15 protein-coding genes are annotated in these 19094 nt (G+C 60.9%); 9 read left to right on the top strand and 6 right to left on the bottom strand.

The features are described 5' to 3' along the window. Nucleotides 1-70: 70 nt before the first annotated feature. On the bottom strand, nt 71-2827 hold the full coding sequence (locus tag ACR0P8_RS01840) for a phosphoenolpyruvate carboxylase (protein ID WP_432623107.1): 2757 nt from the start codon (nt 2825-2827) through the stop codon (nt 71-73). Between the two features lie 357 nt (nt 2828-3184). Here ACR0P8_RS01840 and ACR0P8_RS01835 point away from each other — a divergent pair, with 357 nt between their 5' ends. Both ACR0P8_RS01835 and ACR0P8_RS01830 read left to right on the top strand, forming a co-directional pair. After that, nucleotides 3185-4948, top strand: coding sequence for a threonine/serine ThrE exporter family protein (locus ACR0P8_RS01835; RefSeq protein ID WP_432623153.1), 1764 nt, complete (start codon nt 3185-3187; stop codon nt 4946-4948). Nucleotides 4949-5105: 157 nt separating this feature from the next. After that, nucleotides 5106-6701: a sodium/proline symporter gene (locus tag ACR0P8_RS01830; protein WP_432623151.1), complete on the top strand. Its 1596-nt coding sequence runs from the start codon at nt 5106-5108 to the stop codon at nt 6699-6701. A gap of 315 nt (nt 6702-7016) precedes the next feature. Here ACR0P8_RS01830 and trpS read toward each other — a convergent pair whose 3' ends face one another. Then, nucleotides 7017-8117, bottom strand: a complete 1101-nt coding sequence (gene trpS, locus ACR0P8_RS01825; protein WP_432623105.1) for a tryptophan--tRNA ligase — start codon at nt 8115-8117, stop codon at nt 7017-7019. Between the two features lie 126 nt (nt 8118-8243). On the opposite strand from trpS, the gene ACR0P8_RS01820 reads away from it, so the two are divergent. Then, nucleotides 8244-8615, top strand: a complete 372-nt coding sequence (locus tag ACR0P8_RS01820; protein WP_432623103.1) for a DUF3073 domain-containing protein — start codon at nt 8244-8246, stop codon at nt 8613-8615. 98 nt (nt 8616-8713) lie between these two features. Here the strand turns inward: ACR0P8_RS01820 and ACR0P8_RS01815 are convergent, their stop codons facing one another. Further along, on the bottom strand, nt 8714-9151 hold the full coding sequence (locus tag ACR0P8_RS01815; RefSeq protein ID WP_432623101.1) for a sterol carrier family protein: 438 nt from the start codon (nt 9149-9151) through the stop codon (nt 8714-8716). Between the two features lie 310 nt (nt 9152-9461). Between ACR0P8_RS01815 and ACR0P8_RS01810 the strand changes: the two genes are divergently transcribed. Then, on the top strand, nt 9462-11918 hold the full coding sequence (locus ACR0P8_RS01810) for a glycogen/starch/alpha-glucan phosphorylase (protein ID WP_432623099.1): 2457 nt from the start codon (nt 9462-9464) through the stop codon (nt 11916-11918). Nucleotides 11919-12390: 472 nt separating this feature from the next. Here ACR0P8_RS01810 and ACR0P8_RS01805 read toward each other — a convergent pair whose 3' ends face one another. Then, nucleotides 12391-12618 carry a hypothetical protein gene (locus tag ACR0P8_RS01805; protein ID WP_432623097.1) on the bottom strand — a complete coding sequence of 76 codons (228 nt, stop codon included), beginning with the start codon at nt 12616-12618 and terminating at the stop codon, nt 12391-12393. Nucleotides 12619-12759: 141 nt separating this feature from the next. Here ACR0P8_RS01805 and ACR0P8_RS01800 point away from each other — a divergent pair, with 141 nt between their 5' ends. Continuing rightward, complete coding sequence (locus ACR0P8_RS01800) at nt 12760-13548, top strand: rhomboid family intramembrane serine protease (protein ID WP_432623095.1); 789 nt, start codon at nt 12760-12762, stop codon at nt 13546-13548. Between the two features lie 430 nt (nt 13549-13978). Then, nucleotides 13979-15235 carry a THUMP-like domain-containing protein gene (locus tag ACR0P8_RS01795; protein ID WP_432623149.1) on the top strand — a complete coding sequence of 419 codons (1257 nt, stop codon included), beginning with the start codon at nt 13979-13981 and terminating at the stop codon, nt 15233-15235. A 163-nt stretch (nt 15236-15398) separates the two neighbouring features. Here the strand turns inward: ACR0P8_RS01795 and crgA are convergent, their stop codons facing one another. Continuing rightward, nucleotides 15399-15857, bottom strand: coding sequence for a cell division protein CrgA (crgA, locus tag ACR0P8_RS01790; RefSeq protein WP_432623093.1), 459 nt, complete (start codon nt 15855-15857; stop codon nt 15399-15401). Between the two features lie 121 nt (nt 15858-15978). On the opposite strand from crgA, the gene ACR0P8_RS01785 reads away from it, so the two are divergent. From ACR0P8_RS01785 to ACR0P8_RS01775, 3 genes are all read left to right on the top strand, one after another. Then, nucleotides 15979-16761: a DUF881 domain-containing protein gene (locus ACR0P8_RS01785; RefSeq protein WP_432623091.1), complete on the top strand. Its 783-nt coding sequence runs from the start codon at nt 15979-15981 to the stop codon at nt 16759-16761. A 3-nt stretch (nt 16762-16764) separates the two neighbouring features. Further along, nucleotides 16765-17862 (top strand): class E sortase, encoded by a 1098-nt coding sequence (locus ACR0P8_RS01780; RefSeq protein WP_432623089.1) that lies wholly within the window; start codon nt 16765-16767, stop codon nt 17860-17862. An 87-nt stretch (nt 17863-17949) separates the two neighbouring features. Next, entirely contained in the window at nt 17950-18594 is a 645-nt protein-coding gene (locus ACR0P8_RS01775) for an anthranilate synthase component II (protein ID WP_026646678.1), read from the top strand. Nucleotides 18595-18854: 260 nt separating this feature from the next. Here the strand turns inward: ACR0P8_RS01775 and ACR0P8_RS01770 are convergent. Next, a partial coding sequence (locus ACR0P8_RS01770) for a PASTA domain-containing protein (protein WP_432623086.1) occupies nt 18855-19094 on the bottom strand: 240 nt, incomplete at its 5' end.

Here is a 19094-nt window from a genome sequence, read left to right as displayed (position 1 = left end):
GAACGGGGAGGCCGCGCCGTTCGCAGGCACGGACCTCCCCGTTCACGTTATTAAGCAATCAGCCGAAAAATCAGCCCGTGTTCTGCAGGCCTGCCGCAACACCCGAAACGGTGCACAGGATCAGATAGGTGTAATTCTCCTTCTGACCGTGGGTGAGCTCTTCCTTGTCCACGCGCTTGCGCAGCGAGCCAAGGGCGAGCACCTGGGTGACGGACAGCGCGTCCACATACGGCGAGCGGATGCGGATGGCCTGGCCGAGCACGTGGCGGTGCTGCAGCGGCCATTCATCACCAACGATCTTGAGCACCCACTTGCGGGTGAGCTCCATCTCGTCGAGGACCTTCTTGTTGAGGTCCTCACGGTCGCCGAGAGCGAGGTACATCTTGGCGATGCGCTCGTCGGTCTTGGCCAGCGACATCTCGATGTTGTCGATGAACGTGGAGAACAGCGGCCACTCCTCATACGCCTGACGCAGGGTGGCGAGGTCGCCGAACTTTTCGCATGCGGTGCCGAGACCGTACCATGCGGCCAGGTTGATGCGCGCCTGGGCCCAGGAGAAGATCCACGGAATCGTGCGCAAATCATCAAGGGACTTGGCGCCGAGACCACGCTTGGCCGGGCGGGAGCCAATCGGCAGCAGGCCGATTTCGGTCAGCGGCGTGACGGTGGAGAACCACGGGGCGAAGCCGTCGGTGTTCAGCAGATCGAGGAAGCGGTTGTGCGCGGCTTCGTCGAGCTTGCTGGCCATGTCGGCGTACTTCTTGGTCATGTCCGTGTTGCGCTTCTCAACGCTCGGTGCGGACTGCAGCAACGTGGCGGCCGCGACGGACTCCACATGGCGGATGGCCAGCGCCGGGTTGCCGTAGCGGGCGAAGATGACCTCGCCCTGCTCGGTGAGCTTGAAGCGGCATTTGACGGAACCGACCGGCTGCGCGAGCACCGCACGGTTGGCCGGGCCGCCGCCACGACCGACGGCGCCGCCACGGCCATGGAACAGGGTCAGGTCGATGTTGTGCGATTCGGCCCACTTGGCGATGCGCTCCTGGGCGGAATGCAGGGCCAGGGTGGCGGAGGTCGGGCCGGCGTCCTTCGAGGAATCGGAGTAGCCGAGCATGACCTCGAGCTTGCCGCCGGTGGCCTTCAGACGAGCCTGCACCTCCGGGATCTTGATCATGTCTTCGAGCACGTCCACTGAGTTCTGCAGATCCTCAAGCTGTTCGAACAGCGGGATCACGTCGATGGTCGGCACGTCCTCCGGATGGGCGAATGCCAGACGGTTCAGCTCGTATACGTCCTTGATGTTCTGGGCGCTCTTGGTGAAGGAGATGATGTAGCGGCGCGCGGCCTTGATGCCGTTGCGCTTCTGGATGGCGCCGAGCGCACGGAAGGTGTCGAGCACCTCGTGGGTCATCGGCTGCAGCTCGCCGCGCTCACCGTGCAGGCCATGCTCGCGGATGTCCTCCAGAGCGCGGGAATGCACGACGGAGTGCTGACGGAACTCCATCTCGACCATGTGGAAGCCGAAGGTCTCGGCCTGCCAGATCAGGTCCTGCAGCGGGCCGTAGGCGGAACGCTTGGCGTTGGCTTCAGCGAGGGAACGCTGCACCACCTTCAGATCGGCGATGAAGTCGTCGCAGGAATGGTACATCAGGTCGGCGTCGCGTTCGATGGTGGCCTTCAGACGATCGGCCATGACCAGCATGACGGCGCGATGCAGCTCCTTGGTGGAGATTAGGGCGGCCTTGTCGGTCAGCCGCTCGCTCATTTCCTTCTGATGGCTCCAGAGGGCCTTGAGCTCGGCGCTCGGCGGGGTGGTCTCGGCTTCCATCGTCAGGTTCTTGCCGACGCGGCGGGTCTCGATCTCCAGCGCGCCCAGCACGTGGTCGCTGAACTTGCGGGCCACCTGGCGGCTCACCTTGGCGGTGACGTTCGGGTTGCCGTCGCGGTCGGAGCCGATCCAGCTTCCCGGATGGAAGAACGCCGGGCACACCGGCGGCACGAGGCCGGCCTTGTCTCCGAGGACCCAGTCGTCGAAACGACGGTATACCTGCGGAATGGTGTAGAACAGCGTGTTGTCGAAGATATCGAGGATGGTGTCCGCTTCCTCGACCGGTGTCGGCTTCTTCAGCGCGATCGGGGAGGTGCGGAACAGGGCGTCGATCTCGTTGAAGAGACGGCGGGAGTTTTCCTTCTTGTCCGAGCCGCCGAGCAGCTTGTGCGCTTCGAGCAGCTGGGAGATGCGGCGGATCTTGCCTTCCACGGCCTTGCGGCGGGCTTCGGTCGGATGCGCGGTGAACACCGGATGGAACTCGAGCTTGTTGAGCAGTTCCTGGGCCTTGGCCGGACCCATCTCGTTGATGAGCTGGTGGTAGGCGCAGGTCATTTCGTTCACCGGGTCGACGGCCTGGTTCTCATCCACTGCGGCCTCGCGCTGGTGCAGCACGGAGACGCGGTAGTTCTCCTCGCACAGGTTGGCCAGATGGAAGTAGGTGGTGAAGGCGCGGGCCAGCAGCTGGGCGTCGTGGACATCCATCTTGTCGACGATGTCGACCACCTTCTGCAGGTCGTCCTGGTCGGGATTCGTATCAGAAAGAATGCCGGAGAAACGTTCGGCGCTGGCGTTCAGCGCGTGCTCGCGCACCTCATCGAACTTGGCCAGCAGCTTTTCGTCGAATTCGCCGAGCACCTCACGAAGGATCTGCAGACACAGGTCCATTTCCTCTTTGAGGGAAGCGGGAAGATCACGCTCCTCGGGGCCTTTGGTGCCGGTGCCGGACGAGACTATGGCCGCGTCGGCAGGCGTGATCTGTTCGTTTTCAGTTGTCATCAGACCTCCTTCTCCAAACCATCGGGTTGCTCGGTCTGTCGGTCCTTCGCGGCACCTCCGCGATTGTTTTGGCCATCTGTTGCGAGCCCACAGCCCTAAGTCTGGTGGGTAAATGCTCGACCATTGTATGCGCGGCAAATCGACAGTTTGGTTACGGAAATACCGGAAAAGTTCGAATCGTGGACATCGTATGTCCGTAAAATGGAATCGATCGAATGCCATAAAATTTCCCGACCAGCCCACACGTTAGACCTGAATAGCGTGAGCGCACTACATGAACATGATGAACATGCTGAAAGCGTCAATAGCAGCGCGAAGGCAGTCAGCAAATTCCACACCCACTCCATCCCGCTCGACATGGAAGACATCGAGCGAGATTGGGACAAGCCGGTCACCGATGCAGGAATCGCGGCGAAAGCCAGTGTGATCGTACGTGTCGGCATGCTCGACCTCGGCGCCGGAACGGGAAGCTTCCGCGTCCGTGAGATGATGCACCGCATCGCCTATCCGCTGGGCGTGCACGTGCGTGCCGATGTGAACCTCACCGATATCGAGGCGTCCTGCACCGACGGCAAGGACCGCATCACCGAAGTCATCGACCTGCCGACCACCGGCGTGAACACCGAGCGCATCTGGCTGCTCGAGCATTTCGCGGACTGGTTCAACGTGAACCTGGGCAAGGGCTCGATGTACCACCATCAGTCCGAGGTTTCCGAAGGGCTGATGCAGCATCTTGACAAAAAAGACGCCTCGCAGGTCTCCGCCGACCTGTCCAAGCAGCTGCGCGAACGGCAGAAGGTCGAACAGAACCAGGAAGGCTCCGACGATCCCGTTCTCGACGCGTTGGAAATGGTGACGGAGCGTGCCAAGGACGATGATTCCACCGCGCGTCCGCTGCACCTGCGCGACATTGAAGAAGCGCAGTATCGCGCCGATTACGCGGTTTCCGACGTGGAGGCCGATTCGGCTTCCGATTCCAAGGCTTCCGGCCGGACAGCGGAAGTATCGGGCTCCGATGCCAAGCGTAGCCGTCGTGGACAGGCGCGCAGGTTCGTTAGGGAGCGTGCGGGCAAGCCTCCGAAGGAATACGCCGAACATTTCGACCACATCGGCAAGACCCGTGGCGACCAGCCCGGCATCACCGTGCGTCAGGCGCATGAGCGGCTCGACATGATCGAACGCAGAAAGCCGCTGTACTCGCCGCTGTTCGCCGGATTCGCCTCCGCCTGTGCCTGCGCATCCTTCGTGTTCCTGCTGGGCGGCGGCCCCTTCGATATGATCGGAGCCTTCGTCGGCGCTGGTCTCGGCCATTGGCTGCGCCGCAAGCTGTTTGCCCACCATCTCAACCAGTTCTTCGTCACCTTCGTGTGCGTCGCCGTCGCGGCCCTGGCCTGCACCGGCACGCTGCGACTCATCGGCCTGTTCAACCCGGTCGCGTTGCAGCACGACACTGCCTACATCGGCGCCATGCTTTTCGTCATCCCGGGATTCCCGCTCATCACGGGCGGTCTTGACATGGCGAAGATCGACTTCCCGTCGGGCATCCAACGCGTCTGTTACGTGCTGTGCATCATCCTGATGGCCACGCTGGCCGGATGGATGGTGGCGTCCGTCGTGCATCTGAATCCGGAAGGCTTCGAGCCTTTGGGCCTGAATCCCGTCGTCAACTGCCTGCTGCGCATGCTCTTCGCGTTCATCGGCGTGTGGGGCTTCTCCGTGATGTTCAACTCGCCGCAGCGCATGTGCCTGGTGGCGGCCACCATCGGCCTGATCACCGACACCTTGCGTCTTGAAATCGTCGACATGGGCGTTCCCGCCGAAGCCGGTGCGTTCATCGGCGCGTTGCTTGCCGGTCTGCTCGCCTCCGCCTGGCGCTCCGCGGTGCGTCATGGATGGCTTCCGCCGCATCTGGGCTATCCGCGTATCTGCCTGACCGTGCCGTCCATTGTGATCATGGTTCCCGGTCTGTATATGTACCAGGCCATGTTCCACCTCGGCCAGTTCGATACGCTGAACGCTTTGGACTGGGCGTTCCGCGCTTTCATGGTGATCATCTGCCTGCCCATCGGACTTGCGATGGCCCGCGTGATCACCGACAAGTCCTGGCGTTACGACGTGTGACGTCTTGACGTTCGGCATTTGACGGTCCATATTTCGGCTCTCAACGTGAGACGTTCGGGATCGACGTGATCCCGAACGGTTACATTGGGTCAAATCATCGTTTTTTGAAGAGAGGGAATGGGACGTGGTTTCCAAAGACATCTGGGTCCTCGTGGCCATGGTCATCTACTTCGTGGCCATGCTGACCATTGGATTCATCTACTCCAAGCGCTCGAACTCGTCCACGAGACAGTATTTCGCCGGTGGTCGCGGCGTCGGCCCATGGCTGACGGCGTTAAGCGCCGAGGCATCCGACATGAGCGGCTGGCTGCTCATGGGCCTGCCCGGCGTCGCCTACTTCACCGGTGCCGCCGACCCGATGTGGACGGCCATCGGCCTGGCCCTCGGCACCTACCTCAACTGGAAACTCGTCGCACGCCGCCTGCGCCGCTACTCCGTAGTCGCCGGCGACGCCATCACCATCCCCGACTTCTTCTCCAAGCGCTTCCATGACAAGAAGAACATAGTCTCCACCATCGCCGCGCTCATCATCCTCGTGTTCTTCTGCGTGTACGTCGGCAGCTGCTTCGTGACGGTGGGCAAGCTGTTCTCCACGCTCTTCGGCTGGGACTACCACCTGACCATGGTGGTCGGCGCGGCCATCGTGTTCGCCTACACCATCATCGGCGGCTACCTGTCCGTGGTCGTGACCGACTTCATTCAGGGCCTGCTCATGTTCTTCGCGCTCGCCGTGGTATTCGTCGGCTCCGTCGCGTCCGCCGGCGGCATCGACAACACCGTGGCCTTCCTCAAAGGCATTCCAGGCTTCCTCGATGGCACGCATACGGCGGCTCCGGTGCTCAACGCGGCCGGCGAGCAGATCGTTCAGGCCGGACAGGCCATGTTCGGCGCCCCCGCCGATTACGGCATCATCACCATCATCTCCATGCTCGCGTGGGGCCTCGGCTACTTCGGCATGCCGCAGGTGCTCGTGCGCTTCCTGTCCATCCGCAGCTCCGAGGAGATCAAGAAGTCCCGCATCATCGCCACCACGTGGTGCGTGATCTCGCTGGCGTGCGGCGTGTGCATCGGTCTGGTAGGCCGTGCCATGATGCCTACCCAGTTCGCCACCCAGGCGGCCGCCGAGAACATCTTCATCGTGGTCGCGCAGGCGTTGCTGCCGAGCTTCATGTGCGGCATCGTGGTATCCGGCATCTTCGCCGCGTCCATGAGCTCCTCGTCCTCGTACATGATCATCGGCGCCTCGGCCGTGGCTGAGAACATCTTCCACGGACTGCTGCACCGCAAGGCCACCGACCGTCAGGTGATGATGGTGGCCCGCATCACGCTGCTCGTCATGTTCGTGTTCGGCATCGTGATCGCCTTCGACCAGAACTCCTCCATCTTCCAGGTCGTCTCGTACGCGTGGGCGGGCCTTGGCGCGTCCTTCGGTCCGTTGATGCTCACTTCGCTGTATTGGAGACGGACCAACAAGTACGGCGCCATCGCAGGCATGCTGTCCGGCACCGCCACCGTGCTCATCTGGCACAACTTCATCAAGCCGCTGGGCGGCGTGTTCGCCATCTACGAACTGCTGCCGGCGTTCATCATCTCGCTGCTGTTCATCGTGGTGGTCTCGCTGCTCACGCCGGAGCCGAGCGCCGAGGTGCTGCACGAGTTCGACCATTACCTCGACGACCCAGACGACCGCCACGTCGACGACGATCTGGTCGCCGCCGAAATCGCGGCAGGGGAGAAGCGCGCGCAGATCTGACCCAGTGAATTGGCTGCTGCATGATCCTCTGCATGCCGTTGCATGCAGAGGAAAGCCTGTATCTCGCTTACGTGTGGCAGAATCTCGATCATGACCGCATGCATTTCGCTTACGTGTGGCATGTGATATGCGAAAGCCTGGGGATGGACGTTGAAATTCCAACGTCCATCCCCAGGCTTTTTCAGATTGAGGTGCCACACGTAAGCGAAATAGACATGGCCGGCAGTCGAAATCTGCCACACGTAAGCGAGATAACTGCTCCGATACCCGCCCATATAAGCCACGGGGGGTGCCGACTGCTGCCGGCACCCCGGCTCAGTAGCGCATGCCCATGGCCTCGCGCACCTGCTCCAGCGTCTCGTTGGCGATTGCATTCGCGCGCTTGTTGCCGTCGTGCAGCACGTCGCGGATGTAATCCATGTCCTTGGCCAGTTCGGCACGGCGCTCGCGGTGCGGCGCCAGGAACTCGTTCACGGATTCGATCACGTACTTCTTCAGCGCGCCTGCGCCGGAGTCGCCGATCTCCTCGGCGATGTCCTTCGGATCGCGGCCGGTCACCAAACCGGCGGTGGTCAGCAGCGCGGAAACCTGCGGGCGAGCGATCGGATCGAAGGTGATGCGGCGTTCGGAATCGGTCGGGCTCTTCTTGATGAGCTTGGCGGTCTCCTCCGCGGTGGCGCCCAGCATGATGGAGTTGCCGTAGGACTTGCTCATCTTGCGGCCGTCAAGGCCCGGAATCTCCGGCGCCTCGGACAGGATGGCGCTCGGCTCCGGGAACACCGGGTTCTTCTTCGCGTAGCGCTCGTTGAAACGGCGGGCGATGGTACGGGTGATCTCCACGTGCGGCAGGTTGTCCTTACCGATCGGCACCACATTGGCCTTGCAGAACAGGATGTCGCACGCCTGGTGCACCGGGTAGGTGAGCAGCAGGCCGGTCAGCGCATGGCCGGAGGCCTCCATCTCGGACTTCACGGTCGGGTTGCGGTGCAACTCGGCCTCCGTGACCAGGGACAGGAACGGCAGCATGAGCTGGTTCTCGGCCGGAACGGCGGAATGAGTGAAGATCATGGTCTTGTTCGGATCGATGCCGGCAGCCATGTAGTCGAGCACCAGGTTGAGCACGTTGTCCTCGATGTGCTCGGTGGTGTCGCGGTCGGTGATCACCTGATAGTCGGCGATGATGATGTTCGAGTTCACGCCGCGGTTCTGCATGGCCACGCGCTCGCGGATGGAGCCGAAGTAGTGGCCAAGATGCAGACGACCGGTCGGACGATCGCCGGTGAGCATGGTGAACTTGTCCGGATGCTCCTCCAGCTTGGCCAGCGTTGCATCCGAACGCTTCTTTGCGGCGAGGAAGCTGGCGCTCATTTCGTTGCCGACAGCGGTGATCTGCTGCTCCTGGGTTTCGTCCGTCATATGTGTCCTTTTCTTAAGAAAATCAACGATTTTATCGTAAAAGTCTGAGCCGACAACGAAATAATGCTCAATAAGTGGTACTCTCTTGTTTGATGAATTGATAGCACAGTAATCTCAGGGGGTCAGATGGGCCGCGGACGTCAGAAAGCCAAACAGCAGAAAATAGCCCGAAAGCTCAAGTACCTGACCACCGACACCGATTACGATGAGCTTGCCAAGGAGCTCGGTGCGCAGGAGCCTGGTTCTGGTTCCTTCGACCCGTTTGCCGATATCGAAGCCAAGTATGCCCACGATGTGGACGCCGAAGATGAGACCACTGGGGATGGTCAGGCATCTTCCGATTCCGTTGACGACCTCGATGAGTACGCCAAGTGGGCCGCGGAAGCCGCTGCGAAGGCCACCAGTGGTGAGTTTCCGGCAGCGAAGGCCGCGCCGAAGCCGCACAAGCCCATCCCGATGCCGGTGCCCAGCGCGCTGAAGCCGAAGAAGCAGGACTAGTTCTGCATGAATCTTTACATGAATGACCCGTGGCTCAAGCCGCGGGTCATTTTTTTGTGTCGTGTTATGTCGCGTTGTGCCATGTTGTGTTGTGGCGGTCACGCCAACGGCAGCAAATCGCTCAGGTCGTCGCGCTCGCCGACGGCGGTGATACGTCCGGCATCCTTCTCCTCCTGCCAACTGGTGATGCCGGTGGCAAGCCGCATCCACACGTCCGGATCGAGCTCGATGACGTCGGGTGGCGTGAGATTGTGCGGGTCGGACGCTGGCCCGTCGAGTATCTTGATCGCCCCCCATGGCGCGACGCGCACCTCCACGCCTTCGCCGGGCGCCTTCTTCTCAAGCAGATACAACGAATACCGCACCGCCATCGCCCATAGCTGGCGCGGCAGCCGCGGAAAGAAGTCAAGCCGGAAATCGCGGGCGGCGGCATCGTCGGCCGGCATATGTTCCTCGAAAATGTCGTGTGCCGCTTCCCGCCATTGCTTGAAGGCGGCGCGCCCCCTACCCAAGTCCTGTTCTCGTATGACAGCCATACCCGTATTGTGCCGCGCACAAACGACTACGCTGTTCGATAGGACGTTATCGGCGTGCTCGTGCCGATTTCTTTCGACCGTACGATGAGCGGCTGCATCCCGTTGCACCGCCTTTTGCATTGTTTTGCAAATTTTTGCAAACGAGTGCCGACAAGTGATTACTTGGGATTTCGTCTTTTTGCGATTGCGTAGTATGCTGTACATGAGAACGTATGCATGATGTTACTTGGTGTTCATGCGGCCGCAAATGCAAGGACGCTGGAGTAAGGCATAATGTTCCTGGAGAGTATCCGTCAAAGGGAGTCAATCAATGACTGAAATTACCGCACCGAAGTCCGCGGTCACCGCGGAACAGTTCGCTGACGAGATCCGTGAGCAGCTGAAGTACACCCAGGGCGTCACCGTCGAGCAGGCCAAGCCGGCCGATGTGTACGTCGCCGCGTCCGCCGCAGTGCGTCGCCATCTCGTGGATTCCTGGATGAAGACCCAGGCCGACATGGTCAACGGCAACACCAAGGCCGTCGGCTACCTGTCCGCCGAATTCCTTATGGGCAAGCAGCTGGAGAACGCGCTGCTCAACGCCGGTCTGACCGACCAGTTCAACAAGGCCGTCAAGGACCTCGGATTCTCCGCCCAGGAAGTCATCGACGCCGAATACGAGCCGGGTCTGGGCAATGGTGGCCTGGGTCGTCTGGCCGCCTGCTTCATCGACTCCCTCGCCTCCCTTGGCGTGCCGGCGTTCGGCTATGGCATCCAGTACAAGTACGGCATCTTCAAGCAGGAATTCGATAAGGACGGCAAGCAGGTCGAAACCCCGGATTACTGGCTGGCCAACGAGGAGCCGTGGGGCCACATCGACTACAACCGCGACCAGAAGGTCTCCTTCGGCGGCGAAGTCGTCGAAGAGAACGGCAAGAAGGTCTGGAAGCCGGCTTGGTCCGTGCGCGCCGTCCCGGTCGACTACATGGTTCCGGGCTACGCCTCCGGCCGTGTGAACACCCTGCGTCTGTGGACCGCCAAGAGCTATGACGAGTTCGATCTGCTCACCTTCAACAAGTCCGAGTACCTCGACGCCGTCAAGCCGCAGGTCGAGGCCGAGAACATCTCCAAGATCCTGTACCCGGAGGACTCCACCCCGCAGGGCAAGGCTCTGCGTCTCGAGCAGCAGTACTTCTTCGTGTCCGCCTCCATCCACGACGCCATCCGCGTCTTCTACCCGGGCCAGGACAAGCCGGATCTGACCACCTTCGCGGACAAGATCACCTTCCAGCTCAACGACACCCACCCGGTCATCGGCATCCCGGAGCTCATGCGCGTCCTCATGGACGAGTACGGCTACGATTGGGACACCGCTTGGAAGATCACCAACAAGACCTTCAACTACACCTGCCACACCCTGCTTCCGGAAGCCCTGGAAGTGTGGCCGTCCAAGCTCATCGGCGAGCTGCTGCCGCGTCACCTCGAGATCATCAAGAAGATCAACGAGCAGTTCGAGGCCGAGCTCAAGGCCAAGGGCGTCGACGACGCTACCATCAAGGACATGGCCATCTACACCGGCGACTCCGTGCGTATGGCCTTCCTGGCCTCCTACGGCGGCTCTCACGTCAACGGCGTGGCCGAGCTGCACTCCGAGCTGCTCAAGGACGTCACCCTGAAGAACTTCTCCGACGTGTATCCGGACAAGTTCACCAACGTGACCAACGGCGTGACCCCTCGCCGCTTCATCAAGCTGGCCAACCCGCGTCTGTCCGACCTCATCACCGAGGGCCTGGGCACCGACAAGTGGCTGAGCGACCTCGAGCTGCTCAAGGGCCTCGTCCCGCTGGCCGATGACGACGAGTTCGTCAAGAAGTTCGCAGCCGTCAAGCAGGCCAACAAGGTCGACTTCTCCAACTTCGCCAAGCGCAAGTACGGCTTCGACATCGACCCGAACACCATGATCAACACCATGGTCAAGCGTCTGCACGAGTACAAGCGCCAGGCCCTGAAGATCCTGTCCGTCATCGCCGACTACGCCGACATCAAGTCCGGCAAGGTCTCCGCCGACGACGTCATGCCGCGCACCATCGTATTCGGCGCCAAGGCCGCCCCGGGCTACTACCTGGCCAAGCAGACCATCCAGCTGATCAACAACGTCGCCCGCGTCATCAACAACGATCCGGACGTCAAGGGCAAGCTGAACGTCTACTTCCCGTGGAACTACAACATCGAGCTGGCCCAGAACCTCATCCCGGCCACCGACCTCGACGAGCAGATCTCCCAGGCCGGCAAGGAAGCCTCCGGCACCGGCAACATGAAGTTCGCCCTCAACGGCGCTCTGACCGTTGGCACCCTCGATGGCGCCAACGTCGAGATCCGTGAGCGCGTGGGCGCCGAGAACTTCTTCCTGTTCGGCATGACCGAGCCGGAAGTCTCCGCTCTGTACGCCAAGGGCTACGACACCAAGGGCCTGTCCCGCGAATACTACGAGAAGGACCCGCAGCTCAAGGCCGCGATCGACATGGTTGCGGACGGCACCTTCTCCAACGGCGACAAGGACACCTACAAGGACCTCGTCAACGACTGGCTGAACAAGGATTACTTCATGACGCTCGCCGACTTCCGTGCGTACATGGACATCCAGGCCCAGATCGAGGAGACCTACCGCGATCCGATGAAGTGGAGCCGCATGGCCGTGCTCAATGTGGCCAACTCCGGCTACTTCAGCTCCGACCGCTCCATCGAGGATTATTTGGAGCGCATCTGGCACACCGGTCCGCTCGCCTGACGGCTCGCGTCCCGGTATGCCAGCTGCGCGCTGGTTTCTGCCTCACGGCATAGCCGTTCGGCGTCGCCTACGGACAGCCCACTGGGCTGTCCGCTTGACGGCTCCGCGGTCCGCTCAAGTGATTATGGAGTGTCACCTGCGTTGTTCGGGACTCGACGTACCTTCGTACGCCTTCGTCCCGGACGCCTTGGTGACACACGCATGATCGCTTTCGCTCCGCTCGCCTGATGGTCCACGTGGCCGCCTGACGGTTCCGCACATTGCGCGACGGGCGAACATGTGATGACGAAGGGCCTCCGGGAAATCCCGGAGGCCCTTTCGCATGCCCGGTCGGATGCAGTGCGCCACGGATGCAGCATGCCATCAAGGGAAAAGCCTTGAATCGCACGAAAAAGCCCCGCATCACACGATACGGGGCTTCTTCTGATCTGTCGACAGCGTCTGTTGAAAACGTACGACAGGAAAAGGAAGATCAGGCGGCTTCAGGCTCGGCCGCAGGTGCTTCGGCCGCTTCGGTTTCAGGCTCGGCATCCTTGTTCAGACCAAGGTCGACCGGAGAGGAGCTGTTCTCCCACGGTTCCTCCCATGGGTCGTAATCAGGATTCTGCTGCTTGTAGATGTACAGACCGACGACGCCGGCAAGCAAAGCTCCGAAGAGCAGCGCGAAGAACTTCCAACCGTTAGAAGACTTGTTCTCCATGACGGCTCCTTTCAAGGTTTCCAAACATTGGTTGGCCTGTTCGTTCAAACCAACTGCGCTTCCCATTTTAATTCGCGGAATGTGTCGATTGGGTGGATTTACGCGCCGGGAATTCCGGCGCATGCCGGTAGTGTTTGAGCTATGGCATATCAACGATTCAGTCTGTTCCCCGATTCCCCTTCGTTCAGGGACCTGTTTTCCGCGCGTTCGCTGAGATACCGCTGGCGCAACGGCGATCCCGTCATCACCATGATCATCATCGCGGCATGCGTCGTCGTGTGGCTCGTGGAAGCGGTGCTGTACGCGGTCTGGCCATCCGCGGGCAATGCGTTCGTGAGCGCCGGCATGCTGATGCCCGCCACGGCCGTACGCCATCCGTGGACCTTTATCACATCGATGTTCCTGCATCAGCCGAACTCGCTGTGGCACATTCTGTTCAACATGCTGACGCTGTGGTGCGTGGGACCGGTTCTGGAACGGATGATGGGGCATTGGCCATATCTTGCGCTGTACGTGCTGTCCGGCCTCGGCGGCGGCGCCGGATTGATGGTCTGGGCCGTGTGTTCGCCGTCGGGCTGGATGACCGCGGCATACGGTGCCTCCGGCGCCCTGTTTGGCCTGTTCGCCGCGATTCTGGTGGTATACCGCCGCATCGGCATGGATATCCGGTCGATGTTGATCTGGATGCTGGTCAATTTCCTGATGCCGGTGATTACGCCGGGCATCGCATGGCAGGCGCATATCGGCGGTTTCATCATCGGCGGCCTGTTCGCGTGGCTGCTGGTCTCGGGTCTGCGTGCGTTCCGTGGCAAGGGTCTGGGCTGGCGTGCAGCGGTGTACGGCGTTGCCGTGTTTCTTGCGATAGCCGTGGTCGTCGTGTGCTGTGACATGTGTAATCCGTTGTTGCAGATGATGGCATGGCAATATTAGGGGGTATTCGGATTGCACAGTTATCCACAATCGTGGATAACTGTGTGGATAACTGGGGTAAAAGCTGTGGGTAACTCGGGGATAACGTGGTGAATTGTCCACATGGATATTCACAAAATGGCGGAATGCATGGAATTTCATGGGTGGGAAATGTGGATAACCATTATCCACTCCCCACAAAAATGGGGAAAATCGCCGCCGATATTTCGTGGCACGAAGTTATTGCGGACACGAGATATAGACGTTGTCCACATTCATCCACATTTGTCCACTTGTTATCCACAGACGAATGGATTGATTGGGGTGTATGACGAAAAAGCTGAATCAAAAGGACGAAAGGTGGTGCGGAATGGTGCGCGACGAATCGCATGGTCCATCGCAGGAACGGCCGCAGGACGGATATGACGACGGAATCCTGGAAAACCCGTTGATGAATGAGGTGACGCGCGCCTTCGTCGAGACGCATCGCGACGAGGATGTGCGCGATCTGGCGCTCAAAGCGAAACGGAAGGAAGGCCTCGACCTGCCGATGGCGCTCGACCAGATCGCCGGCTGGCAGATCGCACGCAAAAAACTGCCGGAATGGGCCGCGTGCGCGGATATCATCTATCCCGCGCATATTTCCATGGAACAGTGCTCATCGCAGTTCACAGCGCGATATAAGGCCGAAATCGCACGGCGTCTGCTGCAATCGACGCTGCGGTCGACACCGCAGCCGACGCAGCAATCGACAGGAAGTGCGGTCTCTGAAGCAAGCATGGTGGACTTGACGGGCGGATTCGGCGTCGATTGCTCGTATATCGCACGCGAATTCGGCCAGGCCACGTACGTCGAGCGGCAGCCGCATCTGTGCGGGCTCGCGGCGCACAATATGGCGGCCTTGGGGCTTGCGCACGTGCGTGTGGTATGCGGGGATGGCGTGGAATACCTCCATTCCATGGAGCCCGCGTGGCTGATCTACATCGATCCCGCGCGACGGGACGAGCATGGCGCGCGCACCTACGCGATCGAGGACTGCACGCCCGACGTGCTGGCGTTGCGCGACGAGCTGCTGACGAAGGCACGGTACGTGATGGTCAAACTGTCGCCGATGCTCGATTGGCGCAAGGCGGTGGACGATTTCGCGGGCGCGGTGGCGGAAGTGCACATCGTGTCCACCGGCAACGAATGCAAGGAGCTGCTGCTGGTGCTGGATGGCAGCGATGGGCCGCGCGCGCCGCACGTCTACTGCGTGAACGACGACCAGCGGCTCGACTACGATGCCGCGGCCTACACGCGCGGTCTGCGCATCGGGGAGACACCGCTGCCGGAGCATCCGCATTATCTGTACGAGCCGAACGCGTCGATCATGAAGGCCGGCTGTTTCGACGCGATCGAGGAGCGGTACGGCGTGACGCAGATCGGGCCGGGCAGCCACCTGTTCGTTTCGGACAAGCCCGTGTCCGGCTTTCCGGGGCGAGGTTTTGCGATTGAGTCGGTCGGCGGCATGGGCAAGAAGGAGTTGCGGCGATTGCTTGCCGGCTTGGACCGTGCCAATATCGCCGTGCGCAATTTTCCGCTTAACGCGCCGCAGTTGCGTCGGAAGCTCAAGCTGGCCGACGGCGGGGACGCCTATCTGTTCGGCACCACCATGCAGGGCGGCGCGCATGTGCTGTTCCGTACGACGAAAATCGACGCCGGCCGTTAGCGGATGGGGCCATCCGGCAGAGGGAGCGAAGACGGCCGGATGGAGCGGAGAAGAAGTAAGACAGAACGGAAATGAAAAAGACGCCGAGGAAATCCTGGGCGTCTTTTTCGAAGGGTTTAGTTCGGGTGGATTGGTCTATCGGATCCAGAACCCATTAGACGGCTCAGCGCCACCACATGGTCATGATGAAACCGACCATGATGATCGCGAACGCGATGGCCAAATTCCAAGCACCGATGTGCGGAATCGGATAGTCGGAGGTCAGGTAGTAGACCACGGCCCACACCAGACCGATGATCATCAGCGCGCAGAACAGCGGCACGAACCAACGCGGATTGGACTTGGTGCCCTTGATGGTCTCCTCAACACGGCGGGTGTTCTCCGCCTGACGGTTCATCATGCGCTGCATCTGCGGCGACAGGGAATCCTTGTCGGCGGTGGCGTTCAGCACCGCTTCCACGCGGTCCATGGGGATGTCGAGATCGTCATCGTTTTCGTCGGACTTGGCGGCAGCCTCGTCGCCAGTGGTCTCTTCCGCACCCGTGCCAGCTTCGGCTTCGGCCTCGGCCTGCCAGTCCTTCTGGTCGTCCGCGGTGGTTTCGTGCAGCTCTTCGTCAGCCATCAGCATAGTCTCCTTAAATCGGCTAAAAGATATAATAGTGGGTGGCCGCGAAAGCGGCGAACCTACGGCGTGAAACTGTTCACAATCGGGACAACCGTCCGTAATCGTCCAGAAAGGCATCATGGCGAAGCACACCGGGAAACACAGCGTGAAACGGTCCAAGGCGGCCGGCGTCGCGGCTTTCCTCGTACTGCTGTTCTCGGGATTCCTACTCGCCACCAATCTGCGCGTCAACCGTTCCGTGGTGGTGAGCAACGACACCGCCGAACTCGTGGAACAACGCGTGAAAAAAGTGAACTCGCTGCGTTCCGAAGTCGACGCCCTCAGCTCCAGAGTGAACGATCTGAGCAAAACGCTCGACAGCCAGAACTCCGATGGCTCGCAGGACAGCGAGAATGCCGGCAACGGCACCATGCTTCCCGAAGTGGAAGGTCCGGGACTGGTGGTGACGCTCGACGATTCCCCGTTATGGGAGAATATGGTCGATTCCAATGGCTCCAACGCCAACATCAACGATTACGTGGTGCACCAGCAGGACGTCGAGGCCGTGGTCAACGCGTTATGGGCGGGCGGTGCCGAATCCATGAAGATTATGGACCAGCGCGTGCTGTTCAACTCCGCCGTACGCTGCTCCGGCAACGTGCTGCTGCTGCAAGGCAAGAAGTATTCGCCGCCGTTCAAGATTTCGGCGATCGGACCGGTGGACGAGATGAGGAAGGCACTCGACGATTCCACGGAAGTGTCCATATACCGGCAGTATGTCAGCGCGTTCGGCCTGGGATGGCAGGTCGAGGAGAAGGACAAGCTGCATTTCGAAGCGACCGACGCCTTGCAACAACCGTTGCAGTATGCGAAAGCGATGGACGACGGCACAAGCGACGAATCGCAAGAGGGGAAACAATAACAGATGAAACATGTGGCCCAGAAAAGCGGCGGACGTGCCAAAGGCGTGCTGTGGACGGTCCTTGGCATCCTCGCCGAACTCATGCTGACCGCAGCCGTGGTGTGCGCGCTGTACATCGCATGGCAGATGTGGTGGACGGGCGTGCAGGCCGAACACAACCAGATCGAAGCCCGCCAATCCGTATCATGGTCCGATCCGTCGCAATCCGGCAACGTCACCGTGGCCAAGGCCCAGGAGGGTGACCCGCCCGTGCAGCCGCAAAGCGCCACGGAAGGCGAACTCATCGCCCAAGTCTACATACCGCGATTCGGCGGCCAATGGGAACGCAACCTCGTGGAAGGCACGGACCTGACCCAGCTCAACAAGCACGGTCTCGGCCACTACACGACCTCGCAGATGCCCGGGCAAATCGGCAACTTCGCTTTCGCCGGACACCGCAACGGCTACGGACAGCCGCTCGGCGACGTAGACAAGCTGCAGGAAGGCGACCCGATCATCATCCGTACGCAGGACTACTGGTACGTATACCGCTACACCAGCTACAAAATCGTGCTGCCGACACAGATAGAAGTCGTGGCGCCCAACCCTGAGAACCCGGGCGCGACGCCGACCAAACGCATGCTGACCATGACCACGTGCGAGCCGAAATACTCCACTCCGACGCATCGCTGGATCAGCTACGCCGAATTCTCCTACTGGGCGAAAGTGTCCGACGGCATTCCCCAAGAACTGGCCTCCATGGACGCGAACGGCAAAGTCAAATTCGTCAACAACGAGCATCCATCGTTCGCCTCGTCCATCGGCACGCTGAAACCATGGATCCTGGGCGTGCTCGCCGCCTACGTGATCATCTTCATCTCCGCTGCCGTGGCATGGCGGTGGCCGTACATCGCCGACGTGCGCGAAGGATGCCGCAAGAAGCCCGATTTCAGCCTGTACGGCAGCCTTATGCGACTGCAGCCGGGCGTATTGCCGATTCGCCTGCTACTGCTGACGCTACTGCTGTTCGCCGCCGCCGCATCCTGCTTCGAATGGCTGTTCCCGTGGGCCGCGTCGACCATTCCGATGCTGCGGGAGATGTCGAACTACACGGCGGTGTGATCCGGCACGCGCCTGCTGCGTGAGACGCGGCCGGCGCGGCGCCCCGCCACGCACGTACACTGCTGTTCAAACGTTGATTGGAGCAAGATGACCGATTCCGCACGCATTTTGGTGGTAGACAATTACGATTCGTTCGTCTATACGATCGTCGGCTATGTGAAGACGCTCGGCGCCACCGTGACCGTGGTACGCAACGATGCGATAGACCCGTCCCAGCCGGGCGTGATCGACGACTACGACGGCGTGCTGATCTCCCCGGGCCCCGGAGCCCCGTCCGAATCGGGCGCCAGCGAGGACATGATCCGTCTGTGCGCGAAGCTGAACAAGCCGATGTTCGGCGTGTGCCTCGGCATGCAGGCGCTCGCCGAGGTGTTTGGCGCCACCGTGAGCCATGCGCCGACCATCATGCATGGCAAGACCAGCCAGGTGGAGCATATCGACGACGAGATCTTCGAAGGCGTGGCCAATCCGATGACCGCCACGCGCTACCATTCCCTGGCCGTGGAACCGGATTCCGTGCCGGACGAGTTGGTGGTGACCGCGTGGACGCAGGGCGATCACATCGTGCAGGGCATCAAGCACCGCAGCAAGCCGATGTATGCAGTCCAGTTCCATCCGGAATCCGTGATGACGCAGGACGGCTACCGTCTGCTGGCGAATTGGCTGAAGGTGTGCGGACAGGACTCGGCGGTGGAGCGGTCGATCGGATTGCAGCCGAAGGTGATCAAGTAGTTTCCGCCGATTCGGCGACGGTACGGACGGCAGTAGATCTGTGGCAATAGGTCCGTAAAGGAGCCGGCATATTCCATTTGCGACACACTCAAGGCCGTTCGGCCAAGCTTACGGTCTCGAACGGAATATGCCGGCTCCTTTCCTATCCGGCCATCCATGGATTCTCATTGGTGACGATTCGTGGATTTGCGGGAGAGCATACGGAAAAGGGAGCGGTGTTTGGGCCGCTCCCTTATTCATATCACTGGTCAGCTGGCTGGCTAATTGCCGTTGCTGCCGTTGTTATCGGTGTTTCCACTGTTGCCGCTGCCGTTGTTATCGGTGTTTCCACTGTTGCCGCCATTGTCGTCGTTGTCGGTATCGCTGCCGGTGGACTGGCTCTTGGTGGTCAGCGTGATGGTGGTGCCGGCGTCGGCCTTGCTACCGCCGTTCGGGCTCATGCCGGTCACCAGGCCGTCCGTAGGGCCGGAAACGGACACCTTCAGGCCGACGCTTTCCAG

The sequence above is a fragment of the Bifidobacterium sp. genome (genome assembly GCF_050874245.1).
Lineage (GTDB): Bacteria > Actinomycetota > Actinomycetes > Actinomycetales > Bifidobacteriaceae > Bifidobacterium.
This window is presented reverse-complemented; position numbering and strand designations above follow the sequence as displayed.

Coding starts and splice junctions, on each gene's coding strand:
- ACR0P8_RS01840 (WP_432623107.1), bottom strand. CDS start 2,827: ATGACAACTGAAAACGAACAGATCACGCCTGCCGACGCGGCCATAGTC.
- ACR0P8_RS01835 (WP_432623153.1), top strand. CDS start 3,185: ATGGAAGACATCGAGCGAGATTGGGACAAGCCGGTCACCGATGCAGGA.
- ACR0P8_RS01830 (WP_432623151.1), top strand. CDS start 5,106: ATGGTCATCTACTTCGTGGCCATGCTGACCATTGGATTCATCTACTCC.
- trpS (WP_432623105.1), bottom strand. CDS start 8,117: ATGACGGACGAAACCCAGGAGCAGCAGATCACCGCTGTCGGCAACGAA.
- ACR0P8_RS01820 (WP_432623103.1), top strand. CDS start 8,244: ATGGGCCGCGGACGTCAGAAAGCCAAACAGCAGAAAATAGCCCGAAAG.
- ACR0P8_RS01815 (WP_432623101.1), bottom strand. CDS start 9,151: ATGGCTGTCATACGAGAACAGGACTTGGGTAGGGGGCGCGCCGCCTTC.
- ACR0P8_RS01810 (WP_432623099.1), top strand. CDS start 9,462: ATGACTGAAATTACCGCACCGAAGTCCGCGGTCACCGCGGAACAGTTC.
- ACR0P8_RS01805 (WP_432623097.1), bottom strand. CDS start 12,618: ATGGAGAACAAGTCTTCTAACGGTTGGAAGTTCTTCGCGCTGCTCTTC.
- ACR0P8_RS01800 (WP_432623095.1), top strand. CDS start 12,760: ATGGCATATCAACGATTCAGTCTGTTCCCCGATTCCCCTTCGTTCAGG.
- ACR0P8_RS01795 (WP_432623149.1), top strand. CDS start 13,979: ATGAATGAGGTGACGCGCGCCTTCGTCGAGACGCATCGCGACGAGGAT.
- crgA (WP_432623093.1), bottom strand. CDS start 15,857: ATGGCTGACGAAGAGCTGCACGAAACCACCGCGGACGACCAGAAGGAC.
- ACR0P8_RS01785 (WP_432623091.1), top strand. CDS start 15,979: ATGGCGAAGCACACCGGGAAACACAGCGTGAAACGGTCCAAGGCGGCC.
- ACR0P8_RS01780 (WP_432623089.1), top strand. CDS start 16,765: ATGAAACATGTGGCCCAGAAAAGCGGCGGACGTGCCAAAGGCGTGCTG.
- ACR0P8_RS01775 (WP_026646678.1), top strand. CDS start 17,950: ATGACCGATTCCGCACGCATTTTGGTGGTAGACAATTACGATTCGTTC.